Origin of the sequence: Sphingomonas phoenicis, from assembly GCF_047238005.1 — a bacterium.
Taxonomy (GTDB): domain Bacteria; phylum Pseudomonadota; class Alphaproteobacteria; order Sphingomonadales; family Sphingomonadaceae; genus Sphingomonas.
The window spans coordinates 15,266-39,432 of the sequence record NZ_JBDFMC010000004.1 but is presented as its reverse complement, the minus strand read 5'-3'; the positions used below and the strand labels follow the sequence as shown (position 1 = coordinate 39,432).

At 64.9% G+C, this 24,167-nt stretch carries 29 protein-coding genes; 11 read left to right on the top strand and 18 right to left on the bottom strand.

Annotated elements, in window-relative coordinates:
* Positions 1-157: 157 nt before the first annotated feature.
* The 3 genes from ABC319_RS18615 to ABC319_RS18605 are packed head-to-tail and all read right to left on the bottom strand — an operon-like array spanning position 158 to position 2,097.
* Positions 158-1,165 (bottom strand): ParB/RepB/Spo0J family partition protein, encoded by a 1,008-nt coding sequence (locus tag ABC319_RS18615; RefSeq protein ID WP_413071773.1) that lies wholly within the window; start codon positions 1,163-1,165, stop codon positions 158-160.
* Entirely contained in the window at positions 1,162-1,902 is a 741-nt protein-coding gene (locus tag ABC319_RS18610) for a ParA family protein (RefSeq protein WP_413071772.1), read from the bottom strand. Before ABC319_RS18610 ends, ABC319_RS18615 begins: the two co-directional genes overlap by 4 nt.
* 3 nt (positions 1,903-1,905) lie before the next feature.
* Positions 1,906-2,097 carry a hypothetical protein gene (locus tag ABC319_RS18605; RefSeq protein ID WP_071838550.1) on the bottom strand — a complete coding sequence of 64 codons (192 nt, stop codon included), beginning with the start codon at positions 2,095-2,097 and terminating at the stop codon, positions 1,906-1,908.
* A gap of 96 nt (positions 2,098-2,193) precedes the next feature.
* Between ABC319_RS18605 and ABC319_RS18600 the strand changes: the two genes are divergently transcribed.
* Complete coding sequence (locus ABC319_RS18600) at positions 2,194-2,394, top strand: YlcI/YnfO family protein (protein ID WP_413071771.1); 201 nt, start codon at positions 2,194-2,196, stop codon at positions 2,392-2,394.
* Here the strand turns inward: ABC319_RS18600 and ABC319_RS18595 are convergent.
* The 3 genes from ABC319_RS18595 to ABC319_RS18585 all read right to left on the bottom strand — a co-directional run bounded on the left by ABC319_RS18595 (position 2,391) and on the right by ABC319_RS18585 (position 5,380).
* Complete coding sequence (locus ABC319_RS18595; protein WP_413071770.1) at positions 2,391-2,711, bottom strand: single-stranded DNA-binding protein; 321 nt, start codon at positions 2,709-2,711, stop codon at positions 2,391-2,393. The two genes, ABC319_RS18600 and ABC319_RS18595, sit on opposite strands and share 4 nt — an antisense overlap.
* A 545-nt stretch (positions 2,712-3,256) precedes the next feature.
* Positions 3,257-4,063 carry a helix-turn-helix domain-containing protein gene (locus ABC319_RS18590; RefSeq protein WP_413071769.1) on the bottom strand — a complete coding sequence of 269 codons (807 nt, stop codon included), beginning with the start codon at positions 4,061-4,063 and terminating at the stop codon, positions 3,257-3,259.
* Between the two features lie 456 nt (positions 4,064-4,519).
* Positions 4,520-5,380 carry a replication initiator protein A gene (locus tag ABC319_RS18585; protein WP_413071768.1) on the bottom strand — a complete coding sequence of 287 codons (861 nt, stop codon included), beginning with the start codon at positions 5,378-5,380 and terminating at the stop codon, positions 4,520-4,522.
* A 353-nt stretch (positions 5,381-5,733) separates the two neighbouring features.
* Between ABC319_RS18585 and ABC319_RS18580 the strand changes: the two genes are divergently transcribed.
* The gene (locus tag ABC319_RS18580; RefSeq protein ID WP_085809863.1) at positions 5,734-6,312 is read left to right on the top strand and encodes a recombinase family protein; all 579 of its coding nucleotides are present in this window, start codon (positions 5,734-5,736) and stop codon (positions 6,310-6,312) included.
* A gap of 11 nt (positions 6,313-6,323) precedes the next feature.
* Here the strand turns inward: ABC319_RS18580 and ABC319_RS18575 are convergent, their stop codons facing one another.
* Positions 6,324-6,731, bottom strand: a complete 408-nt coding sequence (locus tag ABC319_RS18575) for a MerR family transcriptional regulator (protein ID WP_041043303.1) — start codon at positions 6,729-6,731, stop codon at positions 6,324-6,326.
* Positions 6,732-6,778: 47 nt separating this feature from the next.
* On the opposite strand from ABC319_RS18575, the gene ABC319_RS18570 reads away from it, so the two are divergent.
* Both ABC319_RS18570 and ABC319_RS18565 read left to right on the top strand, forming a co-directional pair.
* Positions 6,779-7,546 (top strand): glutaredoxin, encoded by a 768-nt coding sequence (locus ABC319_RS18570; RefSeq protein ID WP_236116207.1) that lies wholly within the window; start codon positions 6,779-6,781, stop codon positions 7,544-7,546.
* A 415-nt stretch (positions 7,547-7,961) separates the two neighbouring features.
* Positions 7,962-8,183, top strand: coding sequence for a hypothetical protein (locus ABC319_RS18565; RefSeq protein ID WP_058733717.1), 222 nt, complete (start codon positions 7,962-7,964; stop codon positions 8,181-8,183).
* A 32-nt stretch (positions 8,184-8,215) separates the two neighbouring features.
* Here ABC319_RS18565 and ABC319_RS18560 read toward each other — a convergent pair whose 3' ends face one another.
* The 9 genes from ABC319_RS18560 to ABC319_RS18520 all read right to left on the bottom strand — a co-directional run bounded on the left by ABC319_RS18560 (position 8,216) and on the right by ABC319_RS18520 (position 15,055).
* Positions 8,216-8,656 carry a DUF411 domain-containing protein gene (locus ABC319_RS18560; protein ID WP_058733718.1) on the bottom strand — a complete coding sequence of 147 codons (441 nt, stop codon included), beginning with the start codon at positions 8,654-8,656 and terminating at the stop codon, positions 8,216-8,218.
* Between the two features lie 59 nt (positions 8,657-8,715).
* Positions 8,716-9,090, bottom strand: coding sequence for a DUF305 domain-containing protein (locus ABC319_RS18555; RefSeq protein ID WP_174236673.1), 375 nt, complete (start codon positions 9,088-9,090; stop codon positions 8,716-8,718).
* Between the two features lie 75 nt (positions 9,091-9,165).
* Positions 9,166-9,765 (bottom strand): DUF305 domain-containing protein, encoded by a 600-nt coding sequence (locus ABC319_RS18550; RefSeq protein ID WP_201279660.1) that lies wholly within the window; start codon positions 9,763-9,765, stop codon positions 9,166-9,168.
* A gap of 47 nt (positions 9,766-9,812) precedes the next feature.
* Positions 9,813-10,544 carry a PepSY domain-containing protein gene (locus ABC319_RS18545; protein WP_041043257.1) on the bottom strand — a complete coding sequence of 244 codons (732 nt, stop codon included), beginning with the start codon at positions 10,542-10,544 and terminating at the stop codon, positions 9,813-9,815.
* Positions 10,541-11,719, bottom strand: coding sequence for a copper resistance protein B (locus ABC319_RS18540; protein ID WP_174236674.1), 1,179 nt, complete (start codon positions 11,717-11,719; stop codon positions 10,541-10,543). Before ABC319_RS18540 ends, ABC319_RS18545 begins: the two co-directional genes overlap by 4 nt.
* A 23-nt stretch (positions 11,720-11,742) precedes the next feature.
* Complete coding sequence (locus tag ABC319_RS18535) at positions 11,743-13,713, bottom strand: copper resistance system multicopper oxidase (RefSeq protein WP_058733720.1); 1,971 nt, start codon at positions 13,711-13,713, stop codon at positions 11,743-11,745.
* 66 nt (positions 13,714-13,779) lie between these two features.
* Complete coding sequence (locus ABC319_RS18530) at positions 13,780-14,349, bottom strand: RNA polymerase sigma factor (protein WP_041043254.1); 570 nt, start codon at positions 14,347-14,349, stop codon at positions 13,780-13,782.
* Positions 14,346-14,786, bottom strand: coding sequence for a periplasmic heavy metal sensor (locus ABC319_RS18525; RefSeq protein WP_041043253.1), 441 nt, complete (start codon positions 14,784-14,786; stop codon positions 14,346-14,348). Before ABC319_RS18525 ends, ABC319_RS18530 begins: the two co-directional genes overlap by 4 nt.
* Positions 14,783-15,055, bottom strand: coding sequence for a hypothetical protein (locus ABC319_RS18520; protein ID WP_041043252.1), 273 nt, complete (start codon positions 15,053-15,055; stop codon positions 14,783-14,785). Before ABC319_RS18520 ends, ABC319_RS18525 begins: the two co-directional genes overlap by 4 nt.
* 120 nt (positions 15,056-15,175) lie before the next feature.
* Here ABC319_RS18520 and copC point away from each other — a divergent pair, with 120 nt between their 5' ends.
* Positions 15,176-15,547, top strand: a complete 372-nt coding sequence (copC, locus tag ABC319_RS18515) for a copper homeostasis periplasmic binding protein CopC (protein WP_041043251.1) — start codon at positions 15,176-15,178, stop codon at positions 15,545-15,547.
* A 1-nt stretch (position 15,548) separates the two neighbouring features.
* On the top strand, positions 15,549-16,478 hold the full coding sequence (gene copD, locus ABC319_RS18510; protein ID WP_041043250.1) for a copper homeostasis membrane protein CopD: 930 nt from the start codon (positions 15,549-15,551) through the stop codon (positions 16,476-16,478).
* Positions 16,479-16,514: 36 nt separating this feature from the next.
* On the opposite strand, the gene ABC319_RS18505 is transcribed toward copD, so the two are convergent.
* Together ABC319_RS18505 and ABC319_RS18500 are read right to left on the bottom strand one after the other, a co-directional pair.
* The gene (locus ABC319_RS18505; RefSeq protein ID WP_041043249.1) at positions 16,515-16,850 is read right to left on the bottom strand and encodes a four-helix bundle copper-binding protein; all 336 of its coding nucleotides are present in this window, start codon (positions 16,848-16,850) and stop codon (positions 16,515-16,517) included.
* A gap of 59 nt (positions 16,851-16,909) precedes the next feature.
* The gene (locus ABC319_RS18500) at positions 16,910-17,299 is read right to left on the bottom strand and encodes a MerR family transcriptional regulator (RefSeq protein WP_041043248.1); all 390 of its coding nucleotides are present in this window, start codon (positions 17,297-17,299) and stop codon (positions 16,910-16,912) included.
* Positions 17,300-17,371: 72 nt separating this feature from the next.
* Between ABC319_RS18500 and ABC319_RS18495 the strand changes: the two genes are divergently transcribed.
* The 5 genes from ABC319_RS18495 to ABC319_RS18475 all read left to right on the top strand — a co-directional run bounded on the left by ABC319_RS18495 (position 17,372) and on the right by ABC319_RS18475 (position 24,150).
* Positions 17,372-18,022, top strand: a complete 651-nt coding sequence (locus ABC319_RS18495) for a cation efflux transmembrane domain-containing protein (RefSeq protein ID WP_041043247.1) — start codon at positions 17,372-17,374, stop codon at positions 18,020-18,022.
* 65 nt (positions 18,023-18,087) lie between these two features.
* Positions 18,088-18,384 carry a hypothetical protein gene (locus ABC319_RS18490; RefSeq protein ID WP_041043298.1) on the top strand — a complete coding sequence of 99 codons (297 nt, stop codon included), beginning with the start codon at positions 18,088-18,090 and terminating at the stop codon, positions 18,382-18,384.
* A 61-nt stretch (positions 18,385-18,445) separates the two neighbouring features.
* Entirely contained in the window at positions 18,446-19,723 is a 1,278-nt protein-coding gene (locus ABC319_RS18485; protein ID WP_041043246.1) for a TolC family protein, read from the top strand.
* Positions 19,723-20,901: an efflux RND transporter periplasmic adaptor subunit gene (locus ABC319_RS18480; protein ID WP_058733721.1), complete on the top strand. Its 1,179-nt coding sequence runs from the start codon at positions 19,723-19,725 to the stop codon at positions 20,899-20,901. Before ABC319_RS18485 ends, ABC319_RS18480 begins: the two co-directional genes overlap by 1 nt.
* A 3-nt stretch (positions 20,902-20,904) precedes the next feature.
* On the top strand, positions 20,905-24,150 hold the full coding sequence (locus ABC319_RS18475) for an efflux RND transporter permease subunit (RefSeq protein WP_058733722.1): 3,246 nt from the start codon (positions 20,905-20,907) through the stop codon (positions 24,148-24,150).
* The last annotated feature ends 17 nt before the right edge of the window (positions 24,151-24,167 follow it).

Sequence of the window (24,167 nt, the reverse complement as noted above, 5' to 3'; positions counted from 1 at the left end):
CACCTATCCTGCCATCCAACACCCCATACCAAAATCAGCCTTCAAGTGTGCCACGTGGCACACCCAATCCGTCTCCGAATTGAAGAAGTCGCGGAAGGAAGGATTGGACCTGAGCGTCAGTGTCGGTCGCTACCGACGCTCTCCGTCAGCTGGGCGATCAGCGCCAGCTTACGATGCGGGGTTCCGCCTCATCCTCAAAGTGGAGCAATGCCTCGACAACCATCGCGCGCTTGCCTTCGATCTCAATCGTTGGGCGCTCCACCCGCTGCTTGCTCGCCCTGGACTTAGATGGCGAGCGAAGCGCGGGTGCAGGGGCCTCGGCCAAAGCACTGTCTGTCAAAGCATGACCGACAGGCACCGGCGTTTCGTCCATTGCCCGATCGGCCTCGTCGTCCCGGATCACGTCCGTCGTCGCCGCCGCTTCGCCTCCTCCAGCCGCTGCCGGATCATCTTCGCCGGTAGGCGGTGTCGTTTCGGCTTGAGGGACAGGCGCGGGCTTCGGCGCCGACTTCTTTGCGCCAACCTCGCGCGCGAACCGCTCGCACGCCAGCACCGTCATATCCTCGATTGCGGTGTTGGCGACGAATGCGCGGGTTCCCGCATCGTCAGCCTTCGCGGCCTGAACAAGGGCAACGGCGCTCCGCATCGAAATGTCGGCAAACAGCGCAGCTATATAGTCCGGTGCCTTCGCGAGTCCTTGATAGCGGGTCAGCAGCGTACGGTTTCGGCCGGTCGCCCGGGCCAGCTCGGCGAGCGAGCGTCCATTTGCGACCTGTCCGGTGACGAACCGGATCATGTCGGCCGTCGACAGATCCTCGCGCTGGTCGTTCTCGATGAACTGATCGATCCGGACTTGCTCGACATCGTCCGTCTTGCTGACGATCGCGCGGACTTGCACCCCGAGCTTCTGGCATGCGCGCCAGCGCCGCTCGCCATACATGATCCGATAGCGCCCTTCGGCATCCTTCGGCGCAACGGTGATGGGCTGAAGTTGGCCACGCTCCTTGATCGTCTCGGCCATCTCGTCGATCTTGGCCGGATCGATCTCGCTGCGGACGTTCTCAGGATCGGGGTACACCAGCTCGGGATCGAGGAGCTGGACGCGATCGGCGTCCGCCACGGCCGCCTTCTCGCTGAAAACGTCGAAGCCGGAGAAGTCTGTCATTTGTGGCTCCCGATCCGGGTCATGGCTTCCTCGAGAAAAGCGCGCATGGGCGGGAGTGAGGTCCGCACATCCTTGTCGAACCGCCACACCGGCACATGCTCTTGGATGGCCTGGCTGTAGTGCGCTCGCTCTGGGAGGAAGTTGGTGAACAGGTTGCGCCCGATCTTCTCTTTGATCGCGGCCAGCATCTTCATCTGATGCGTGTCGTTGGCGCGTACCCGGTTGGGCACGAGTCCTACGACGTGGATCGGCGTTTTCCGACGCTGGTTCACGGTCTGGATCGAATCCGACACCTGCTTGGTCGCTGCCGGCCCGAACGGCCCCAGTTCGACAGGGACGATCAAGTGGTTGCACACCAACAGAGCCGCGAAATTGATCCACGACCAAGAGGGTGGCGTGTCGATGATGCAGAAGTCGAAAAACGGATCGAGCGTTGGAAAATTGGCGTTCAGAGCCGAGAGCGCGCGGGGGTAGTCAGCGTCATATTCCCCGCCCATGCGATTGGAGTAGATCGCGAGCCGGGGGAATGTAGCGGGGGGAGCATATTTCGGCTCGAATAGCGGCTTGCACGTGCCGAGGCTCTCGAATTCGGCGAGCGCGTCCGTCGCATTGCACTGGCGATCGAGATCGAGGAACAGCACACGATGACCGGCGTCGGCGAGCAGCCATGCCAAATGGCACGCGATCATGGTCTTGCCCGCGCCGCCCTTCTCGACATTGATGGCGATGGTCTTCACGCCCTACCAGCCTCGATCAGAATTGTTGTTCCAGTGCTCATAACCGCGATAGTTGGAATCCGTGCGGGTGTTGCGGCGCCCCTCCTCGTCCGGAGTGTCGCCACTCCAGATGCGCGGGGTAGAACCGCCACCGCCTCTTAGGACGGCCCACGCGATCAGGACGAATAGTCCGATCGTCAGCAGATTACCCAACATGGCCTTCCTCCGTCGCCTTGATGAAAGGCGCAGCCTGTAATATACGATACCGCAAATGCCGTCAATATGCGGTATCGGTAATTACTAGGGCAATGGATGACGTCTAGCAAGGTCCGTTCCGTTGGTCGCCCTCCGATGGAGGATCAGACGCTTGCGCGTTTTCCGAAGGGTACGCTTGGGCGCATCAAATCTGTCCTGCGCGAGAGCGAGAGCCAGGCCGACTTCATTCGCGAGGCGGTCGAGCTGGAGCTTCGCAGGCGGGAAGGGCCGCCGGTAGGCGGCCCCGACCGCGCCTAGTCGCGATCCTCCGAACTCTTGGCGAGAACCGCGAAGCCGTCCGCGATCAGCTCCACCGTGTACCGCCGGCCCTCGGCCGTATCGTAGGAATTTTGGCGGACGCGGCCTGCGATGTGGACCAGGTCGCCCTTCTGCGCCTTGGCGGCGCGCTCGATCAGCTTGCCGAACAGGGTCACCTCATTCCAGTGCGTGTCCGTCACCCATTCGCCATTCTCCTGGCGGTTGTAGTTGGCGGCGACGTTCACCTTCGTCACCTTGTCGTGCTCCGTGATCTTCCCGACCCGGCCGATGATCCGAAATTCCGCAATGTTCTGCATGGTCCTGTCCTTCCGATCGATCAGGCTCATTCCTGATGGGAATTGGACGGGCGTGCAGGCGCCGCGATCAAGCGAAAAAACGGAGGGTCCGCATCGCGGAAACCGTAGGCACAGCCGGTTATTCGCTTGATCGTAGAAGGCGGCCAGCGCCCATCTTTTCCCATCGTCCAGGGATAGCGGATCGGCAGGGCAGGCCTGAGATCAATGCGGCGCAAGTCGTCGACCGCGGTATCGCCACGGCCCAGCAAGTGACGGCCAAGTCGTTCGTCGCCGGCTTTGGCGGTAGGGCCGCATCACGCCGGGAGTTGAAGACGCTTCGGTCGAGCCACCCCCTACGCCTTGGCGCTACGGCCGCGCTCATGACCCAAAAACGGCTGCAGCAAGCACGAACATCGCGATTTGGAACCGACAGAAGTCGCTTGCTCCCACTGGGGAGCATTCGCGCCGGCGTAGCCGGTGCGTCCTTCGGTGTCGGAAGGTGGTGAGGGTGCTGGTTTGCGATGTCGGTGGTTCTTTTGCGCCGTCAGGCGAGGTGCGTTGGCCGACTAGGCCAACACCGTCTGCCCCTTATTATATGAATCTGTTAGCGGTTGCGGATCAATTTGAGCTTCACGCTCCCGACGATCGACAGCCGCGCCGAGCTTCGCGAGAATCTTGCCGAGCGAGCCACTGACGGTCGCCTCAGCGAGCTCACGGCAAGACAAGGATTTCAGCATGTGCCGGGTGTCGGCTTCGCGATCGGCGTGGCGCTGCACCTCGTCTTCGGGAAGCGGGGCGGGGCGTAGCCAACGCGGAAGGTAGGAGAGCACGCGTTCCGGAAGAAGCGGACGATAGGCGTTCGATGTCTGCTCGTAGCGCGGGCCTGGCCCCTGACCGGCAACACGATTGAACCGGCGCTGCCGGACCAGGAAGCCGATTGCCTCGAGGATCGCGAGTGCTCGCCCGATCGTCGCGCGTCCGAGCCCTGTTGCGTCGGCCAGATAATCGTAGCTCGGGAAGACCCTGCCGCGGTTCAGTCGGGCGAGCGTCAGGATTTCCTCGTAGACGCGCACGGCGCTTCCGGTGAGCCGCGCGATGACGCGCTCGGACGTGGTCAGGATTTTGGCGCCAAGGCGGGCGTCGCGGCGGAGGCGGCGCGCTGCGTCCAGCGTCTTGCGCGCGACATGCAGCAGCCGATCGGTCTCACCTTTCGCCGGCACGGCGAAGAAGGCGTCCTCAAATGTGCCGGCTTCCACACTATCGCGCAGCACAGGGGCGCCCGTGCGATGCACGGCGCCCGACCTGGCCGGCTTGCGCCGGATGGCGACGCCTGCGAGCGCCGCGAGGGTCGCATCCCCCACCGATAAAGCCATCTTCCACCCTCCTTTTCGGAGGCCGGGACCAGGCAAAACTCATCCGTGGCGCGAAGCGCGCTCCCTTGAACCGAGGCTCGGAAACCTCTATGTCAGGAGTGTCTAAGGTCTCCCGTTTCACGCTTGCCGGCGTGCGACATTGAGATTTCAGGGTGCCCGGCCTTCGTGCCGGGCATTCGTTTATGTGGTCACAGCCGTTCCCCGCTGTGCCGATCGCTGCATGCAACCGGCTCTTCACTATTTGTGCAGGATTAGCTGCGTCCTCGAAACAGCTACGATTCGTGCTTTCGGCGACCAGAGACTGGAAAAGTTCGTGCTTTCGGCGACCGCATCAACATGCGTTCGTGCTTTCGGTGACCCGGCTTCGTGCTTTCGACGACCGAAGTTCGTGCTTTCGGCGACCGGTGACCGAATCACCTTCCTGCCGATTCGGAAAACGCTAAGCGGCTCTGCCGATCAGCCGGCTTGCAGCAACGGTTGCGGCGTAATCCGGATGCTGTCCTTACTCCCCGATCGACGCGGACGCCGATCAGGCGCAGTCGAGCCGACGTCATTCAGCACGAAACTGAAGCCGGGAACGGCATTCGTGTCGACGATACCCTTCAGAACATAGCGGAATTGCTTGAGCGGGCTTTGGTAGCCGAGTTGCAATCGCAGGTCTTCAAGCTCGATTTCGACGGGACCATTGATGCAGGCAGAGCGCGCCACTTCATACAGACGGCGCTCTACGGGCCCGAGCTGGAAGTAGTTGGGGTCGTAATCCAGTACCCGCCGGTCGCGGAGGATCGCGCGGTAGAGCCAGTCGCAGAGGCGCACCTTCACCGCCTTCAAACGCTTCTCGCCGGTCTTGGTCTTCGAATAGTGGAGCTGCGCCTCGGACAGCCAGGAAAAGAAACCCGCTTGGCCCTCGCCGCCTGCTTCGATGTCCGTCTTGATCTGCGTGCCCTGCAGGCGCTCCAACGCGTCGGACAGGCGCGAGTAGGAGCGTGCCGAGCCGTTGACGCCGGTGACGCGGAAGAGATCGTGAGCCGTGAAGTAAAATTCTTGGCCGACCTGATGGCCAGCATCGAGCTTAGCGACCATCAAGCTCGCGATATAAAGCAGGATTTCCTTGTCGTAGATCGTCGCCACACCCTTCGAGGTGGCGACGATCTCGATCGACACGCTTTCGGTCTTGTAGGCGAGGGGCTTGGTCCACTTGCCCTTGCTCAGCGCGAAAAAGGGAAAGGCCATGAGGGAGCGTTCGCCGCGGACCTCGGTCAACAACGGGCTGTCGAGTGCGAACAGGTCCCCTTGCGGCTGCGACGCGTCGCTCATGCCGATCGGCTCGCGATCCGGGCCGAAGCCCGTCGGTCATTGAAAGCACGAAGACGAGGGCTCTCGGCAGGGCTGGAGGCCTCCGCAATCGCGCCGACCGGCGTGAAGTTCGTGCTTTCAATGACCCAAGCCTGGTGGATCGGCTTCCGCAGACCCGGCGCTGCAACCCGGTGCAAAGGCGCTTCGTGCTTTTGATGACCGGCACGCGGGACCACGATCCCGTGTCTCTCAAACGATCGATTTTGATCCGCAGCCATGTGAGAACGTCTAGCAGGCGTGGCGCGTGTATCAAAACACATTCTCGATTGCGATCGGTCGTGTTAGGCACGTGAGATGAGTTTTGAGAAGGTGCCATGCTGATCGGCTACGCGCGGGTGTCGACCCCCGAACAGGATCTGACGCCGCAGCTCGACGCCCTGCGTGAAGCGGGGTGTGAGCGGACCTTCAGCGACAAGGCGAGCGGTGCGAAGGCGAACCGGATCGGCTTGGCCGAAGCCCTGTCACACGCTCGCGCCGGCGACGTGCTGGTGGTCTGGAAGCTCGACCGGCTCGGCCGAACGATGAAAGGCCTGGTCGACCTTGCGGCGGAGTTGGCGGACCGGGGCATCGGTTTCCGGTCGCTGACGGATGGCATCGATACCGCCGGCACCGCCGGCAAGCTCGTCTTCCACATCATGGCGGCGATGGCGGAGATGGAGCGGGACCTGAACCGCGAGCGCACGACGGCCGCACTGATGGTGGCGAAGCGCGAGGGCAGGGTAGGCGGCCGCAAGACAGTGATGACGCCCAAGCGGCTCGAGGCGGCCCGTAAGCTCCTGGCCTCCGGAATGCCGATGCGCGAGATCGCGCCGGCGATCGGCGTCTCGGTCCCGACGCTCTACCGCCACCTTCCCGCGCCGGAACAAGAGGCGATCAGCGCGGAAGGGGTATAGCACCGACCGGATCAGTCGGCGTCGAACGCGGTTAGAATGGGGCAGGGGCCTTCCGAGCCCGACCCACATTCATGAGCAAGCCGCTGGAGTGATGCGCGGACGCGCTTCAGCTCCTGGATCTTTGCATCCAGCGCCGCGATCCGCTCGTTGGCAAGCTGGCGTGCCCGAGCGCGATCGTCGGTCGCGTCCAGCGCCACCAGTTCTCCGATCTGCTCCAACGTGAAGCCAGCGGCCTGCGCCGATCGGATGAACCGGAGCCGGCGAACATCGTCTGCTGTGTAGCGGCGAATACCGCCATTCGAGCCCGATCCTTCAGGCCTCTCCGGCGTCTCGAGCAACCCTCTGCGCTGATAATAGCGGACCGTTTCTACACCGACGCCGCCCTCGCGCGCGAGCCCCGCAATTGTCACGTCGGCCATGCCTTGACTCCGTACCATGGTACGGCCCCTATATAGGTGTCGCGAACATGGTGGAGAAGAACATGGCGACCGCGGCGCCCAAGAAGGCAACGATCTACCGCATGGTGATGCCGACGCACACCTGCCCCTACGGCTTGAAGGCAAAGGACCTGCTGCACCGACGCGGCTACGAGGTCGAGGACCATTGGCTGACGACGCGCGAGGAAACCGACGCATTCAAAGCCGAGCACGGGGTCAAAACGACACCCCAGACCTTCATCGGTGGCGAGCGGGTAGGCGGCTACGACGATCTGCGCCGGTTTTTCGGCAAGACCGTGGCCGACCCCAAGGCGGTGACCTACCGGCCGGTCGCGGTTGTGTTTGCGATGACGGCATTAATGGCGCTGGCGGCCAGCTATGCCGTGCTCGGCACACCCTTCACGGTACGCGCCGGTGAGTGGTTCATCGCCTTCTCCATGTGTGTGCTGGCGCTGTTGAAGCTCCAGAACGTCGAGAAGTTCGCGACCATGTTCCTCAACTACGACTTGCTCGCGAAGCGCTGGGTGCCATACTCCTATATCTACCCCTACGCGGAAGGCGCGGCGGGCGTGCTGATGGCGGCCGGCGTGTTGACCTGGTTGTCGGTGCCGATCGCGCTGGTGATCGGGACGATCGGGGCGGTCTCGGTCATCAAGGCCGTGTATGTCGACAAGCGCGAGCTGAAATGCGCGTGCGTGGGCGGTGACAGCAATGTGCCGCTGGGCTTCCTGTCGCTCACCGAGAACGTGATGATGGTCGCCATGGCTATCTGGATGGTGCTGGGCGTCGCGCACTGATCTGGTGCAGCGTCCCGGCGCAGCCTAGAAGGGCCGCATGAGCTTCGGCCGCCTCGCCCGCACACTCGCTCTGCTCCTGCTGGGCGCGATGCTGTTCGTGCGGATGGGCCCAATGTGCGAGGCCATCGCGCAGGCTGCTCCGCCTGCGGAGGCGCATGCCGGAATGGCCGATTGCGATCGAGCGCCGCCCACGCCCGTGAAAAAGGCCCCTTCGGTGGACTGCGTAGGAGCCTGCATCGCAACGGCCCTCGACGTTCACACGTCTCCCGCGCCGCAGCTCGCCGTGCGGACGGATCCGCCCGCACCCGAGCCTCATGCCCTTGTTGGTCGCTCGGGCGGTCCTGCACCGCCACCTCCTCGAACCGCCTGATCGACGTGGATTCCGATCAATCAGTGCGTTTGAGGAAAATTACACATGAAGACCATCAAGTTCATCGGCGCGGCTATCGCGCTCGCGCTCGTTCCCGCCACGGCCTTTGCCGCCGCTGACTGCTGCGCGGGGAAGGAGTGCTGCAAGGATGGCGCCGACTGCTGCAAGGACAAGGACGGCGCGAAGAAGGATTGCTGCGCCGACATGAAGGACATGAAGCACGGCGAGCACGCCGGTCACGACATGTCGGGCATGCAGAAGAAGTAAGCTGGGAGGGGAGGCGTTCGCGCCTCCCCTTTTCAATGGCGGGCGAACACCCTGCGGCCGCTCGGCCCGAACGCGATCACGTCATAGGCCTGGGCCTTCATGCCCGGCATTTCCATGCCCGGTGAGCCCATCGGCATCCCGGCGACCGCGAGGCCGGTGACGCCCTTCGGATGCGTGGCCAAGGCGCGCTTCATGTCGGCAATCGGAACGTGCCCTTCGAAGGTCATGCCGTCGATAATGGCAGTGTGACAGGAGGCGAGGTCTTGAGGCACGCCGCGTGCCTTCATGAACGCCGGCCGGTTCGCATCGTCGACGACGCGGACGGCGCGGCCGAACTGCTCCTTCACCTGCTGCGCCCATTTCTCGCAACAGGGGCAACCCGGGTCGCGATGCATCAGGACGGGACCCGCGGCGAGAGCCCCCGCAGGGGTAGCGCACGCCAGCGCGGCGGCGAGAAGGCGAAAGCGATCCATATCTGAGTTCCCGGGTGGCCATCCCCCCGCACGGTGACGGGGGGAGGGACGGTAGTCGATTACTGGGCGCTCTTGCCATGCGCCCGCAGCCAGGCGTTCAACTCGCCGATCTCGCGGGTCTGCTCTGCGATCGTCTTGGTGGCCATCTGGCGAACCTTGGGGTCCTTGGTCTCGCGAAGCACGATACGCGACATGGCGATGCCGCCACGGTGGTGCTCGACCATCTTGCGGACCCACGTCTCGGTGGCATCGGCACCCATCGCCGACATCATCTTCTGATGCATGTCCATCTCGGCCTGCGGGTACGGGTTCGCCGGCGTCGGCCGCATCATCTGCCCGTGGTTCATGCCGGAATGGTCCATGCCCTGCATCTGGGCGACCGCGGGAGCCGCGCCGAGGGCGGTCGCGACGGCCATAATCATCATCTTCTTCATCGTGTCGCTCCTGCGTCAAAACTCCCGCTCAACAGGGATACGGGCTCAAACCGATTAGCCCTCAAGCGATGTTGCTCAGCGGATCGGCTGAAGCGTGTTGACGCCGACGCTCTCGTCGGTTTCGGGGGGCGGGGGAGGCACCTGCTTGTCGCGATAGGAGGGGAGGTCGGGCGCATTGTCGGGCGTGGGGTGCGCCTCAAGCCGGGCGATGTAGCGCTTCATCTGCGCGATCTCGCGGACCTGAGCGTCGATGATCCCGTCCGCGAGTTTCCGCACCTCGGGGTCTTTGATGTGAGCGCGCTCGCTGGTCATGATCGCGATCGAGTGATGCGGGATCATCGCCTTCATATAAGCAACGTCTCCGACCGTCTCCTGGCTGCGGACAAGCCACAAGGCACCGGCGAACACCGCGATCGAGGCCGCCACGATGCCGAGATTGGCCCGTCGGTCGGGATACATGCCCCACATGAAGCCGATCATGATGAGCGCCATCACGGCGCCCATGACGATCGCCATCCACGTCCGGGTCTGACTGTATTCGACATGGGCGAGCGCGTAAGTGTTGAGGTACATGAGCCCGAACATCACGACCGTCGACGTCGCGATCATCGCGGCGAAGCGCCCGTAGCTCATCCCCATACCGCCCTGTTTGGAGCCGGGGTCGTCGTGGTTCATGATGCGCTCTCCTGTGCGGCCCCACCCACTGAAGGATACGCAGCTCTCTAGCGGACCCCTTGAGCTTTTCTGCGACGTCGACGGGGCCAGCGCATGAAGAGCAGGATCGCCCCGGCGACAGCGAACACGAGTCCGCCCGCTGCGAAAGCGTTGAGCCACGGCGTGTTGAACCGCTCGTGCTCGGTCCAATCCATGATGTGAAGCCCCCAGAAGAAGTCGTAGAGCCGCCACGTGCCGGTCCGGACCGATGTCAGCCGCCCCGTCTCGGCGCCCACGTAGATGCGGGTCCCGTCGTCATCGGCGAAGGAAGCACGCCAGGCGGGGAGGGCACCGCGGTACTCGGTGCTGAGGCGCTCGATCCGCTCGACGACGGGCGCCGAACCAGTTTCGCCGCGATACGCCTGCCTTGCGATCAGCGCTGCGGCCGGGCCGTCGACCGGGGGCAGCGGCTTTGCGGTGCGGGCGTCCAGCAAACGCACCTTGCCGTCGCCGAGCTGGGCTTCGACGATCGGCCGCCCCAGCAGCATCCGGTGCTGGAGCTGACGCACCGGCGCTCCGGCCGATGCGAGAAGGGCAGGGACGGGCGCGAAATCCTGAGTGGCGATCAGGGCCGGTTCGACGTTCCGGTCGATCCGGTGATCGCCATGCACGGTGTCGATCGGCAGCAGGCTCATGACGAGCCCGCTGGTGAACCAGACGATCGCCTGCGCCCCGATCAGGAGCGCAAGCCAGCGGTGAACCTTGCTTGCCCCGACATGGAGGCGGAGCCGCGGGCTCAGAACCAGGTCCTCACGCCCGCGACGAAGCTGAAGCCGCCCGTATTGTCACCGCGTGCGCGGGTGAAGCGCGCGGTGTCGCCGAACTGCCGCTCCCACGACACGCCGATGTAGGGCGCGAACTCGCGCCGGCCCTCGTAGCGAAGCCGAAGCCCGGCCTCGAGGTCCGTGAGCCCGGAGCCGGTGCCGGTTTCGGGCACGTCCTGCGCGGAGAAATTGGCCTCCACCCTAGGCTGGAGCACGAACCAGTTGGTGATGCGCTGGTCGTAATAGCCCTCCGCACGGCCAAGCACGTCGCCCTTGTCGGAGAGGAACAATGCGCCCTCCACCTCGAACCAACCGGGGGCCAGCCCCTCGATCCCTACCGTCGCGTAGGTGCGCGAGGGGTTGGGCTTGAAGTCGTAGCGAACGCCCGCCTGAAGGTTCCAGTATGGATCGAGCGCGCGGCTGTAGAGCGCCTGCACCTCGGCCTGTTCGAGCGGCTTGCCGAACGTGCCTTCGCCCTCGCTCTTTAGCGTAAAGCGATTGATGTCGCCCCCGATCCAGGCCTCGCCATCCCAGCGATAGCCGTCGCCACCCTTGCGAGCCTGATATTCGGCGAGATTGAAGAGGATCTGATAGACGGTCATTCCGCCATGCTCGCGGCGTAGATCGTTCTCGCGCGAGCTGGCCATGGCGTCCGCGCCCCAGAAACGATCGGCGAGGTGGTCCCCGGCTGGAGCGGGAGCGGGCTTGTTGCCGGGGGGAAGGTCGGTTCCGACCTTGGCAGCGGGCTGATCGCCGGGCATCGCCATGCCCGGCATCGTGCTCATGTCGTGGCCGGCATGCGGGTCCTGCCCCGCACCTGTCGATGCTGCCATGCCCGGCATAGCAGACATATCGTGCCCGGCGTGCGGGTTCTGGGTGGGCGCAGCCTGCTGCTGACCGCTCATATCCATTCCCTGCATCCCGCTCATGTCATGCCCGGCATGAGGGTCGGCAGCCTGCGTCTTCGCCGGTTGCGCGCGCCGCGGCGCGGTGCGTCGGACGGGAGCCTTACGCTTAGTCGCGGACTTGGCCGCGGCTTTCGCCTTCGGCTTGGCGGCCGGCTTTGCCGGCATCGTCATGCCCGGCATGTTGTGCATGGAATGGTCCATGGTCTGCCCGAATGCGGGTGTCGCAAGGCCGAGCGGCGCCATACCGGCGAGGAGGAGCGACCGGATCACGCCGCGGCCTCCCCGGCCTTGCGGACCTGGACAACGCGCATCATGCCCGCGTGCATGTGGTAGAGCATGTGGCAGTGGAAGGCCCAGTCGCCTTCCTCGCCGGTCACGTCCCAGCTCACCGTGCCTCCCGGCTGCACCAGCACCGTATGCTTTCGGGGGGCATAGGCGCCCTTGCCGGTCACCAGGTCGAAGAAGTGGCCGTGGATGTGGATCGGATGTCCCATCATCGTGTCGTTGATGAGCGTCACCCGTACCCGCTCGCCGTGAAGCAGCGTGATCGGGTCGGGGTTCTCCGACAGCTTCTCGCCGTCGAAGCCCCACATATAGCGCTCCATGTTGCCGGTGAGGTGGAGCTTGATCTCCCGCTCCGGTGCGCGTGTGTCCGGGTTGCGGTCGAGCGCCATCAGGTCGCGATAGGTGAGAACGCGATGCCCGACATTCTCCAGCCCCTGCCCGGGATCGCCGGTCCGATCGACCGGCATCGGCGAGATGGTCTGCACGCCCGGTCCCTTTTTAACCTCGGGGGCATTGCTGAAATCGCGCATGGAATGGCTCATGCCGCCCATGTCCATCCCGCCCATCTGATCGCCGTTCATCGCCGGCATCGTGCCGGAGCCATGGTCCATACCGGCCATGGCGCCGCCCTGAGCCTGGCCGTGGTCCATGCCTGCCATGCCGCCTGCCGCGGTGCCGGCCGCGCCGTGGTTCATTTGGGAATGATCCATACCCGCCATCGCGCCGGTGCCCGCGCCATGCCCCATCGCAGCATGGTCCATGCCGGACATCGAACCCGCAGCGCCGCCCATGGCGCCATGATTCATGCCGCCGTGGTCCATCGTGCCATGATCCATGCCGCCCATGCCCATGTCCTTCATGGTCGCGAGCGGGCGCTTGCGGAGCGGGGGCACCTCGGCCGCCATGCCCTCGCGCGGAGCGAGCGTCGCGCGGGCCATGCCGGAGCGATCGATGCTCTCACCGACCAGCGTATAGGCGCGCAGGTCGGGCGGGGTGACGATCGCGTCATAGGTCTCGGCCGGGCCGAACTGGAACTCGTCGATCTCGACCGGGCGCACGTTCAAGCCGTCGGCCGCGACGATCGTCATCGGCAGGCCCGGAATGCGGACGTTGAAGGTGGTCATCGACGAGGCGTTGATGAAGCGCAGCCGCACCCGCTCGCCGGGGCGGAATAGCGCGGTCCAATTGTCCTTGGGGCCGTAGCCGTTGACCAGGTAGGTGTAGACCGAGCCCGTGACGTCGGCGACGTCGGCGGGGTCCATCCGCATCTTGCCCCACTCCAACCGCTCTTTCAGCGACTGATCCTTGCCGGCGAGAAGCCCGGCCAGGGTCTGGCGCTGGCGGTTGAAGTAGCCCGACTCCTTCTTCAACCGATCGAAGAGGTAGTGCGGGTGGTGGAAGCTGTGGTCGGACAGCACGATCACGTGCTCCCGGTCGAACTTCACCGGATCGGGGTTCTTCGGGTCGATCAGGATCGGGCCGTAATGCCCCTCCTGCTCCTGAAGCCCCGAATGGCTATGGTACCAGTAGGTGCCGCTCTGGATGATCGGGAACTCGTAGGTGAACGTCGATCGCGCCGGAATGCCGGGGAAGGCGATCCCGGGAACCCCGTCCATCTGGAAGGGGAGAAGCAGCCCGTGCCAGTGGATCGAGGTTTCCTCGTCGAGCTCATTGACGACGTGGAGGCGGACGTTCTGCCCCTCGCGCAAGCGGATGAGCGGAGCGGGCACGGTGCCGTTGATGCCGATGGCGTGGCTCTGCCGCCCGTCGATCATCATCATCTGATGCGCGACCTTGAGCGTGATGTCCTCGCCCGACACCGTGGGCAACGGCTTGGCGATGCCGGCCGAGACGGGCTGTGCCCATGCCGGCATATAGGCCGACAAGGCGAGGCCGCCGCCTGCCAGACTGGCACCGCGCAGCACCTGGCGGCGGTCGAGAACGCGCGACATGCAAGCTCCTAAGAATGGGGCCGTGAAGGGCCGTCGACCCTTCTACGCGGCCGATCTGTCCAACCCTCAGCGGTTCCCTAGTTTTTCGAGCAGCCGCGCCCGCGCGCGATAAAGGCGAGTTTCCACCGCCTTCTGGCTGATCCCCAGCACCTCGGCCGTTTCGGCCTGGCTCAGCCCTTCGATCGTCCGAAGTACCAGAGGCTCCTTCAGGTTAGCCGGCAGGGTCGAGATGGCGCGCGTCACGCGGTCGAGTTCCTGCCGATCGCCGGCTGCGTCGTCGATCGGCACCTGTTCGTCGACGATGCTCTGGACCTGTTCGTCGTTCGGCAGCGCGAACGACAGAAACCGGCGCACGGCACGCTTACGCGCCCAATCGCGGCATTTGTTGACGGCGATGGTCGTTAGCCACGCCTGCATTGATCGGTTGGGGTCGTAGCGCGACAAGGCCTGATGCGCGGCCACAAACGCTTCCTGCGTCACGTCCAGCGCTTCGTCGGCATCGCCGAGGAAGGCGCGCGAAAGCCGGAACATCGGCTGCCGATAGCGTCGCACGATCTCGGCGAAAGCGGCTTGTCGGCCGGCGATGCTGAGCGTCGCCAGTTCGCCATCCGACAGCGCGGTCCAATCGAGGCTCACCCCTGGCCGTCGGTGAGCGCCTTCACCACCGCGTCATCGAATTGAGAGGTCTGATCGGGCCGGAGAAGCTGACGCATGGCGAAGATGTGCGCCAGCGTCGCCTTCTGCAGCTCGCCCATCGCGGCATGGCTCTGGTCGACCGCGGCGGCCACTCGCGGACCATTGCCGTGCTCGGCCTCGATCGCCTCGGCAAGGCGGGCATTGGCGGCACGCATCTCCAGCTCGAGGGCGCGGCGTTGCACCGCGAACCGGTCTTCGAGCACCTTCAATCGGGCCTGCTGGTCGCCATCGAGCGCGAGCTTGTGGTGCAGCACCTCGTGGAGCGCCGCACCGGGTTGCTTGGGCTGCGGCAGCAGCGCGCGCCCGATAAAGACACCACCAATCGCTGCCAGGAAGGCGAGCAAGGCGCACAGGACAACCCGCTTGGTCGAGGTCATGGCTCGCCGATCAGCAACGCGGAAGGAGCGAGGGGGGAGGCTCCGCCGAGCGGCGCGAGCGAGACGGCAGGGCTTGCCGTCGCGGGCAGCTCGGCACCGACGATCCCGACACCGAGCGCCGCGGCGGTTATCACACCGATCCCGAGCCCGGCTCCGCGCACGGCGGGGCGGCTGCCGATCCGTCTGAGGACTTGGTCCTCGATACCCTCCAAAGCGGCCGGGGCGGGTGCGCCCGCTAGTCGCGCCAATGCTCTGTCTAGATCGTCCATGCTTTCCACTCCACCCCTCTATCATCGGATACGCATCGCTGCCCATCATCCCTCAACCGCCGGTGAGGGGTCGGGCAGCGCGCCGCGTAGAAGGGTGCACGAACCTCGTCGGAGTACCCCATGCGTAGTCTCGCCCTTCCTGCCGCCCTCACTCTCCTGAGCCTCGCCAGTGCGGCGCAGGCTCACCCGAAGCTCGTTGTGGCCTCACCCGCGCCCAACGCGACCGTTGCCAAGCCCGCGCGTGTCGCTTTGCAGTTCAGCGAGAGGCTGATGCCGAAATTCTCCGGTGCGGACTTGATGATGACGGGCCATGGCGGCACCACGCACCCACCGATGAAGGTTGCAACCACCACCCAGGTTGCACCCGATGGCCGAACGCTGGTCGTGGTGCCCAAGTCGCCGCTCGGCGCGGGCCGCTACAGCGTCGCATGGCACGTCGTCTCGGCCGACACGCATCGGGTGTCGGGCAACTTCGCCTTCGCGGTGAAGTAAGGTGGATGCCGACTGGCCGTTGATCGGGGTCCGCTTCGCGCTTTATGCGACGTTGAGCGGGCTGTTCGGCCTGTCGGCGTTCAGCCTCTACGGGCTCAAGGCCGGGGAGCGCGCAGACGCACTCGCCTTGCGCCCTTGGCTGGTGGGGAGTGGCCTGCTCGGCCTTCTGTTTTCAGGCATTGCGCTCGTCCTGCTCGCCGCGGCAATGGCTGGAGCGCCGCCGTGGCCGATCGATCGGGAAGCGATCGGAATGCTGATCACCGGCTCCGCGACGGGCACGGCGTGGGAAGCGCGCATGGTCGCGCTGATTGTGGCCGTGATCGCCGCGCTGATCGCGGCAGGACGTACCGCGCCGCTCGGCATGGTGGCGCTCGCGGCGGGCATTGCGCTCGCGACGCTCGCCTGGACAGGCCATGGCGCGATGGATGAGGGCGCGACGGGCTGGGTCCATCTGCTGGCCGATATTCTGCATCTGTTGGCGGCCGGAGCCTGGGTCGGCGCACTGCTCGGGTTGACGCTGCTCGTGGTGCGACCGGCAGTTCGCGTCGACGTCGCGCATCTCAGACTGACCCACCGGGCGTTGCACGGCTTCGGTCTGGTCGGCACGCTCGTGGTCGGCACGATCGTTGTGACGGGCCTGGTCAATGGCTGGCTGCTGGTCGGTGCCGGCAATTTACCGAGACTTCTGACCACCCTTTACGGCCAGCTCCTCCTCGCCAAGCTGGTACTGTTCGGCGCGATGCTGGGGCTGGCCTCCCTCAATCGTTTCCGGCTGACGCCGGTTTTCGAGCGCTCGGTTGCCGCGGGCGATCATCGGGCCGCGCTTGGTGCTCTGTGGCGCAGCCTCGCGATCGAGACGAGCTGTGCGGTCACGATCCTCGCTCTGGTCGCCTGGCTGGGGATGCTCGAGCCCCCCGCAACGGCGATGTGAGGAGCGGGCGGCCGATCGCCACCCGCCCATCACCGATCAGGCGGCCATCTTCTCGCATGCATCAGCACAGCGCTCGCACGCGGCGACGCACTCTTCCATGCCGTCGAGCCCGCGGCAGGTCTCTGCGCAAGCTCGGCAGATCTGGGCGCAGATGCCGCATACGAGCTTATGCTGGTCGGACCCGCGCGCCATGAAATCGAGTGAGGTGGCGCAAATTTGCGCGCAATCGAGCATGATCTTGATGTGGTCGGGCGCGGCATGTGCGCCGCCCACCTGAAGGCAGTGCTGGGTGGTCATCGACAGGCAGGTGACGTGGCAGTGATGGCAGGCGTCCATGCAAGCCTGCATCTCGGCGCTCATATGATCGTGCATCGGTGATCTCCGCGTGAGCCCCCGCTCAAAGAGTAATACGCGGCTTGCTACTTGTACCCTCAAGCGTGCGAGAGGGCGTCTATGACGCGGCAATCAGCGATGATCGTGGCAGTGCAGGCGCCGCCCCACTGCGCGATCTCAGCACGGAGCGCAGCAAGGTCCGCTAGCTTGCGGTCAATCTCCTGAATGTGAACCGTAGCTATCGCGTCGGCCTCTGCGCAGGAACCGCGAGGATCGTCCGCCAAGCGAAGGAGGTCGCGCACCTGGTCGAGGGTGAAACCCAGATCACGCGAGCGTTTGATGAACGCGAGACGATCGAGATGCGATTGCCCGTAGAGCCGATAGTTTCCACCGCTGCGCTCCGGGGGCGCGATCAGACCCTCGGCCTCGTAGAATCGAACCGTCTCGACCTTCAGCCCGGTCCGCTGCGCGATCTCACCAATCTTCATCGCTTACCTCTTGACCCTCTAGTAGGATGAGGGTTCATATAGAGCGTCTGATCCACGAATCGAGCTTCGATAATGGCAGACGCTTGTTGCTCAGCGAAACGCGACACGATCGCGGAACTCGGTCGCAAGGCCGAGCAGCGCCGCGTGCTAATCATCGTGATGCTCATCAATCTCGCGATGTTCGTGGTCGAATTTGGCGGCGGCGTTGTCGCGCGTTCCTCCGCCTTGATGGCGGATTCGGTCGACATGTTCGGCGACGCGGTGGTCTATGCGCTCAGTCTCTATGCACTGCATCAGGGGGCGCGCTGGGGAGCGGGCGCGGCGCTGGCGAAGGGCGGCATCATCTTGGCTTTCGGCGTCGCGGTCATTTTCGAGATCGCGGACAAGATTGCGAACGGCGTTCCTCCGGCATCGGGCTTGATGCTCGGGGTTGGCAGCGCCGCGCTGGTTGCGAACCTCATCTGCCTGGCGCTGCTCTGGCGCTTCCGCCGCGAGAATGTGAATATGTCGAGCACGTTCGAGTGCTCGCGCAATGATGTCGCGTCGAACGTCGGGGTTCTCGCGGCTGCCGGATTGGTCGGCCTGACCGGCTCGGTTTGGCCGGACATCATTGTCGGCGGATTGATCGCCGCGATTTTCCTGCGCTCGGCATGGCGCGTGCTTCGCGAAGCCTGGCCGGCATGGCGTGCCGCGAAGGCACCGGCTCGCGAGTTATTGCAATGACATGGAAACCTCTCCGTGGTAAGGGCGGGTTCGTGCGAGCCTTTTTGCCTCTCCTGACATGCCTGATGCTGGTTCTCACCAGCTTCTCCGGCATGGCTCATGCCGCCGATTTGGCGGGGGGAAGCATCGCGGGCGTTGAGTTTACCGTTCATACCGCCGGTGACATCGACGAGGTTCCGTCGGATGCGGACAAGAACGTCCCGCACCATCACAATTACTGTCACGGGCATGATGTTGGTGCGCCTGCGCGCACGACGATCGAATATACCCACGTCCTCACGATGCCCAAGCCGACAATCTCCGCCTCTGCGTCGCTCGATGGCCGCACTGGCATGGTCCATTTGAGGCCTCCGCAAGCCTGACGTCCGATTTGGGCGCGCGTTGGGCGCGCCCCTGTCGATCATCGTCAGGAGTCCTATTTTCATGTATCGTATCCTCGCGGCCATGCTGGCCGCAGCGTCGTGCGTCACTATGGCGCAGGCGCAGGTCGGACCGTCCGCGGCTGTTACGCAGGACGTGCCGATCTACACTCTTGACCAAGCGGTCAGTGCAGCGGGTGGTTCGGCCCCTGCTGCCGAAGCGGCGACAGCCGCGATTGACGCGGCCCGTGCGGGCCGTACGGTCGCCGGATTGCGGCCCAACCCGGTTGTCCAGGGCCAGGTTGAGAACGTCATCGGCTCGGGGCCGTATCGGGGTGTCCGCAGCGCGGAATCTACGGTCGGCTTTGCGATCCCGATCGAGCTAGGCGGCAAGCGCGGCGCCCGCGTCGCGGTCGCCAATGCGCAATTGTCCCGGGCCGAGATCCAGGCCGCGATCATCGCAGCCGATGTCCGGCTTCAGGTGACGCAGCTCTATGTCGAAGCGGTCGCAGCCGACCGGCGGGTGGCGACGGCGCGGGATCAGGCCCGGATCGCCAGCGACGCGCTGCGCGCTGCGAGCGTCCGGGTGCAGGCGGGACGTGCGTCGCCGCTGGAGCAACAGCGCGCGGATGTCGCGCGCATCAATGCCGATGCCAATGTGGAGCGGCAGCTTCGCTTGGCAGAGGCCGCCCGCGCCAATCTGGCGCGTCGGATTGGCCGACCGATCGACGGCGCGCTCGATGACACGCTGCTCGATCGCCTGCCGGGGGCGAACGTCTATGGGCCGGTGGCACCGGTCAACACAACCGGCACGCTCGCGCTGGCGGCGGCGAACGCGGATTTCTCGATCGCGGAAGCCGGCGTGCGGCTCGCGCGCGCCAATCGCGTCCCTGACCTCAATGTCGGGCCTGCGATCCGCCGCCTGGAAGCGACCAACGATATGGCGGCGGTGTTCACCGTGTCGATCCCGATCCCGGTGTTCAACAATGGTCGCGCGGCGATCGCGCAGGCGACCGCGCAGCGGACACAGGCGGATGCACAGCGTCGCGTGACCGCGCTCGACATCGAACAGGCGATCACGGACGCGCAGGCGCAAGCGGCCAATGCCGCAACGACGGCTCGTGCGGCGTCTGGGCCGGCGCTGGCGGCTGCACAGGAGGCCGCCCGCATCGCGCGGATCGGTTATCGCGAGGGCAAGTTCGGCCAGCTCGAATTGCTCGATGCGGAACGCACTCTCGCTGAAACGCGGGTCGCCGCGATCGATGCGCTTGCCAACTACCAGAATGCCCGCGCGCAAGTGGAGCGACTGACCGCTCCTGCGCCCAATGGGGGAAATCAGTGATGAAGAGCTTCTATCTCGCGGGCGCGGCGTCACTCGCCCTGCTGTTGGCTGCCTGCGGTGGCAAAGACACCGGGAACGAGGCGGCCGCCAATGGAGCAGCCGGCAATGAAGCGGCTGCTGGTGCGGAAAAGGGCGGTGCTGAAGGCGGTCACGCTGATGAGGGCGTCGTCCTATTGGGTGCCGATCAGATCGCTGCGGCGGGCGTCCAGGTCGGACGGCCGATCATCGGCGGAGCCGGAACGATCGAGCTTCCCGCGATCATCGAGGGCGATCCCCAAGGCACGCAAGTCGTCTCGGCCGCGATCGCGGGACGGGTGGTCGCACTGACGCGCAACCTTGGTCAATCCGTGGGGCGCGGCCAGACTATTGCGGTAATCGAGAGCCGCGAGGCGGCGCAAATCAAGGGCGAGGTCGAAGCGGCACGGGCACGGCTTCAGCTCGCCAATTCGAACCTCGCACGCGAGCAACGGCTGTACGCGCAGAAGGTGTCTCCTGAGCAGGATCTGATTGCTGCCCGCACGGCGGCGACGGAAGCGCGGATCGCGCTGACGCAGGCGCGGAGCATGGTGTCGGCCGCCGGTGTCGGCGGCGGTGGTCTCAACCGGCTCGGCATCGCCGCGCCGATCTCGGGACAGATCATCGCGCGCCCCGTGACGCTGGGACAGACGGTTGCGGCGGACGCCGAACTCTATCGCATTGCCAACCTGAGCCAGGTGTCGATCGCGCTCAATCTGAAGGCTGAGGATGCGGGCCGGGTACGCCCCGGCAACACGGTACTGGTCAAGGCGGCGGGCCGTCAGGCGACCGCGCGCGTGACCTTCGTGTCGCCAGCACTCGATCCGCAGACGCGGCTCGTGCCCGCCCTTGCCACGCTCGACAATCGCGGTGGTGAATGGCGGGTCGGCGAGCCGGTGACGGCTGCCGTCCAGCTCACGGGCAGCGGCGGTAGCGGCGCAATCCGCGTGCCGACAACGGCGGTCCAGAGCTTCGAGGGCAAGTCGGTCGTGTTCGTTCGCACGCCTACGGGCTTCAAGGCGACTCCGGTCCAGCTCGGCGATGCATCGGGCGACACGGTGATCGTCCGCTCGGGCCTGACCGGCAACGAACAGATCGCCACCACCGGAAGCTTCACGCTCAAGGCCGAGATCGGCAAGGGCGAAGCGAGCCACGAGGATTAAGCCATGATCGCCCGCATCGTCACATGGGCGGTCGAGAAGCGCTGGCTTGTCCTGCTGCTCACCGTCATCGTCGCCGCCATCGGCGCGTTTTCCCTCTACCGGCTGCCGATCGACGCGGTGCCGGACATCACCAATAATCAGGTCCAGATTAACGTCCGCGCACCCGCGCTCTCGCCCGAGCTGGTCGAGAAGCAGGTGTCGTTCCCGATCGAAACCGCGCTCGCCGGCACTCCAGGCCTTGAATATACGCGCTCGCTGAGCCGCAACGGCTTCGCGCAGATCACCGCGGTCTTTTCGGACGCCACGGACATCTATTTCGCCCGTCAGCAGGTGGGTGAACGTCTGCAGGGCGTGCAGGAGAACCTGCCCGATGGCGTAAACCCCGAAATGGGTCCGATCGCGACCGGCTTGGGCGAGGTGTATATGTACACCGTTCGGCTCGAGCATCGCGCAGACGACAAGCACAAGCCCGGTGAACCGGGCCAACAGCCCGATGGCAGTTATATCACGCCAGAGGGCGAGCGACTGACGACCGAAGAGGACAAGGCGACCTACCTGCGCACTGCGCAGGACTGGATCGTCACGCCGCTTCTCAAGAACACTCCGGGCCTCGCCGGCGTCGACTCGATTGGCGGTTACGCCAAGCAGTTCCTCGTCGTGCCCGATGTGCAGAAACTGGCCTCGCTCGGCATCACGCTGACCGACCTGGGCAATGCGCTGGAGCGCAACAACACCAGCGTCGGCGGCGGCTTCGTCAATCGCAATGGCGAAGGTCTGGCTGTCCGCTCGGATGCGCTGGTGCGCAATGCCGGCGAGTTGGCCAGGACCGTGATCGCGACACGTAACGGCGTGCCGATCACGGTCGAACAAGTCGCGACCGTGAAGACGGGTCAGGCGATCCGCATGGGTTCGGCCTCGGAGAATGGCACGGAAGTCGTCGTCGGCACCGCGATCATGCGGATCGGCGAGAACAGCCGCGTCGTGTCGACCGCGGTCGCGGAGAAGCTTAAGACGATCAACGCGTCGCTGCCCCCTGACGTCGTAATCCAGCCGGTGCTCAACCGCACCGAACTGGTCAACTCGACGATCAAAACGGTTGCCAAGAACCTGTCGGAAGGCGCGGTACTGGTCATCGTCGTGCTCTTCCTGCTGCTCGGAAACTTCCGTGCGGCGCTGATTGCGGCGCTGGTCATCCCGATTACCATGATGCTGACCGGCTTCGGGATGCTGCGTGCTGGCGTCTCGGCCAATCTGATGAGCCTCGGCGCCCTAGACTTCGGTCTGATCGTCGATGGCGCCGTCATCATCGTCGAAAACGCACTGCGCCGGCTTGCCGAGCAACAGCATCATGAAGGCCGATTGCTCAGCGTCAAGGAACGGCTCGCAACCGTGGCAGCCGCTGCGCGTGAGATGATCCGTCCCTCGGTGTACGGGCAGGCGATCATCATTCTTGTCTATGTGCCGCTGCTCACATTGACAGGCGTGGAGGGCAAGACGTTCGTGCCGATGGCGCTCACCGTCATCATCGCGCTCGCCTTCGCCTTCATCCTCTCTCTCACCTTCGTGCCGGCGATGATCGCGATCTGGCTATCGAAGAAGGTTGAGGAGAAGGACGGCCGCATCATCACGTGGCTGAAGAAGCGCTACGAACCTGGTCTTGATCGGGCCATGAAGCGTCCGACCGTGACGATCGGGGCGGGTGTCGCGAGCCTTGTGGTGGCGGCGCTGGCCTTCACCACGCTCGGCTCGGTGTTCCTGCCGCAGCTCGATGAAGGCGATTTGCTAATCCAGTCGCTCCGTATTCCGGCGACGTCGGTCCAGCAGAGCCAGGCGATGCAGGTGCCGATCGAGCGAATGATGTCGAAGCAGCCGGAGGTGCAGTTCGTCTATTCCAAGACGGGCACCGCCGAGCTGGCGGCCGACCCGATGCCGCCGAACGCAACCGACATGTTCGTTATCCTGAAGCCGCGCAAGGATTGGCCGGATCCTGAGCTTCCCAAGGAGGAGCTGGTCAGCCGGATCGAGGGTAAGCTCGCGAAGATCCCGGGCAATGCCTACGAGATCACCCAGCCCATCCAGATGCGCTTCAACGAGCTGATCGCCGGCGTGCGCGGTGACATCGCGGTGAAGGTGTTCGGGGACGACTTCAACCAGATGAACCGGACGGCCGAGCAAATCGCTGCGACGCTGCGTAAGACGCAGGGTGCCGCGGACGTGAAAGTCGAGCAAACGACAGGTCTTCCCATGCTCGACATTCGCGTCAATCGTGACGCGATGGCGCGCTTGGGCGTTACGGCGCAAGACGTGCAGGACACCGTGACTGCCACGATCGGCGGGCGAACCTCGGGCCAGATCTTCGAGGGCGATCGTCGCTTCCCGGTGGTGATCCGCCTGTCTGAGGCGCAGCGCGCCGACATCGGCCTGCTCCAGCAGGTGCAGGTGCCGGTCGCAGGCGGCGGCTATGTGCCGCTGTCCAGCGTCGCCGAGATCAAGGTGGTCGACGGTCCCAACCAGATCAGCCGCGAGAATGGCAAACGGCGCGTGGTGGTGCAAGCCAACGTGCGTGGCCGCGACGTCGGATCGGTGGTTGCGGATGCGCAGGCAGCGATCGCCAGCCAGGTTCGGCTGCCTGCCGGTACCTATCTCGAATGGGGCGGCCAATTCGAAAACCTGCAATCGGCAAGCGAGCGGCTGAAGCTGGTTATTCCGGCCTGCTTCATCCTGATCCTGTTGCTGCTCTATGGCGCATTGGGATCGGTCCGCGATGCCGCGATCGTCTTCACCGGCGTGCCCTTCGCGCTGGTGGGCGGTGTCCTGCTGCTCTTCTTGCGAGGCATGGACTTTTCGATTTCGGCGGCGGTGGGCTTCATCGCCCTGTCGGGCATCGCGGTCCTCAACGGCCTCGTGATGGTCAGCTCGATCCAGGATCTGATCCGGTCGGGGCTATCGCGCGAAGAGGCGGCCCATGTCGGCGCAATGCAGCGACTGCGGCCCGTGGTCATGACCGCGCTCGTCGCCAGCCTCGGCTTCGTGCCGATGGCGCTTGGCGAGGGCGCGGGTGCGGAGGTGCAGAAGCCCTTGGCGACAGTTGTCATCGGCGGCTTGATCTCGGCGACGCTGCTGACGCTGTTCGTGCTGCCGACCCTCTATGCCCGCTTCGGTCAGAAGGTGATCGAGAAATCCGAGCACTACAATGAGGAGCATGAAGGGGACGACCACGGTCAGACCTTCGTGAACAACTTGGCCTGATGGGTGAGCGGGGGCGA

What these genes read in the sequence shown, in the direction of transcription:
- ABC319_RS18485 (WP_041043246.1), top strand. Translation starts at nt 18,446, where the DNA reads ATGTATCGTATCCTCGCGGCCATGCTGGCCGCAGCGTCGTGCGTCACT.
- ABC319_RS18570 (WP_236116207.1), top strand. Translation starts at nt 6,779, where the DNA reads ATGGTGGAGAAGAACATGGCGACCGCGGCGCCCAAGAAGGCAACGATC.
- ABC319_RS18600 (WP_413071771.1), top strand. Translation starts at nt 2,194, where the DNA reads ATGACGTCTAGCAAGGTCCGTTCCGTTGGTCGCCCTCCGATGGAGGAT.
- ABC319_RS18565 (WP_058733717.1), top strand. Translation starts at nt 7,962, where the DNA reads ATGAAGACCATCAAGTTCATCGGCGCGGCTATCGCGCTCGCGCTCGTT.
- ABC319_RS18490 (WP_041043298.1), top strand. Translation starts at nt 18,088, where the DNA reads ATGCTGGTTCTCACCAGCTTCTCCGGCATGGCTCATGCCGCCGATTTG.
- ABC319_RS18615 (WP_413071773.1), bottom strand. Translation starts at nt 1,165, where the DNA reads ATGACAGACTTCTCCGGCTTCGACGTTTTCAGCGAGAAGGCGGCCGTG.
- ABC319_RS18505 (WP_041043249.1), bottom strand. Translation starts at nt 16,850, where the DNA reads ATGCACGATCATATGAGCGCCGAGATGCAGGCTTGCATGGACGCCTGC.
- ABC319_RS18605 (WP_071838550.1), bottom strand. Translation starts at nt 2,097, where the DNA reads ATGTTGGGTAATCTGCTGACGATCGGACTATTCGTCCTGATCGCGTGG.
- ABC319_RS18550 (WP_201279660.1), bottom strand. Translation starts at nt 9,765, where the DNA reads ATGAACCACGACGACCCCGGCTCCAAACAGGGCGGTATGGGGATGAGC.
- ABC319_RS18595 (WP_413071770.1), bottom strand. Translation starts at nt 2,711, where the DNA reads ATGCAGAACATTGCGGAATTTCGGATCATCGGCCGGGTCGGGAAGATC.
- ABC319_RS18520 (WP_041043252.1), bottom strand. Translation starts at nt 15,055, where the DNA reads ATGGACGATCTAGACAGAGCATTGGCGCGACTAGCGGGCGCACCCGCC.
- ABC319_RS18555 (WP_174236673.1), bottom strand. Translation starts at nt 9,090, where the DNA reads ATGAAGAAGATGATGATTATGGCCGTCGCGACCGCCCTCGGCGCGGCT.
- copC (WP_041043251.1), top strand. Translation starts at nt 15,176, where the DNA reads ATGCGTAGTCTCGCCCTTCCTGCCGCCCTCACTCTCCTGAGCCTCGCC.
- ABC319_RS18580 (WP_085809863.1), top strand. Translation starts at nt 5,734, where the DNA reads ATGCTGATCGGCTACGCGCGGGTGTCGACCCCCGAACAGGATCTGACG.
- ABC319_RS18585 (WP_413071768.1), bottom strand. Translation starts at nt 5,380, where the DNA reads ATGAGCGACGCGTCGCAGCCGCAAGGGGACCTGTTCGCACTCGACAGC.
- ABC319_RS18540 (WP_174236674.1), bottom strand. Translation starts at nt 11,719, where the DNA reads ATGGCGCCGCTCGGCCTTGCGACACCCGCATTCGGGCAGACCATGGAC.
- ABC319_RS18560 (WP_058733718.1), bottom strand. Translation starts at nt 8,656, where the DNA reads ATGGATCGCTTTCGCCTTCTCGCCGCCGCGCTGGCGTGCGCTACCCCT.
- ABC319_RS18575 (WP_041043303.1), bottom strand. Translation starts at nt 6,731, where the DNA reads ATGGCCGACGTGACAATTGCGGGGCTCGCGCGCGAGGGCGGCGTCGGT.
- ABC319_RS18525 (WP_041043253.1), bottom strand. Translation starts at nt 14,786, where the DNA reads ATGACCTCGACCAAGCGGGTTGTCCTGTGCGCCTTGCTCGCCTTCCTG.
- ABC319_RS18500 (WP_041043248.1), bottom strand. Translation starts at nt 17,299, where the DNA reads ATGAAGATTGGTGAGATCGCGCAGCGGACCGGGCTGAAGGTCGAGACG.
- ABC319_RS18535 (WP_058733720.1), bottom strand. Translation starts at nt 13,713, where the DNA reads ATGTCGCGCGTTCTCGACCGCCGCCAGGTGCTGCGCGGTGCCAGTCTG.
- ABC319_RS18590 (WP_413071769.1), bottom strand. Translation starts at nt 4,063, where the DNA reads ATGGCTTTATCGGTGGGGGATGCGACCCTCGCGGCGCTCGCAGGCGTC.
- ABC319_RS18475 (WP_058733722.1), top strand. Translation starts at nt 20,905, where the DNA reads ATGATCGCCCGCATCGTCACATGGGCGGTCGAGAAGCGCTGGCTTGTC.
- ABC319_RS18495 (WP_041043247.1), top strand. Translation starts at nt 17,372, where the DNA reads ATGGCAGACGCTTGTTGCTCAGCGAAACGCGACACGATCGCGGAACTC.
- ABC319_RS18480 (WP_058733721.1), top strand. Translation starts at nt 19,723, where the DNA reads ATGAAGAGCTTCTATCTCGCGGGCGCGGCGTCACTCGCCCTGCTGTTG.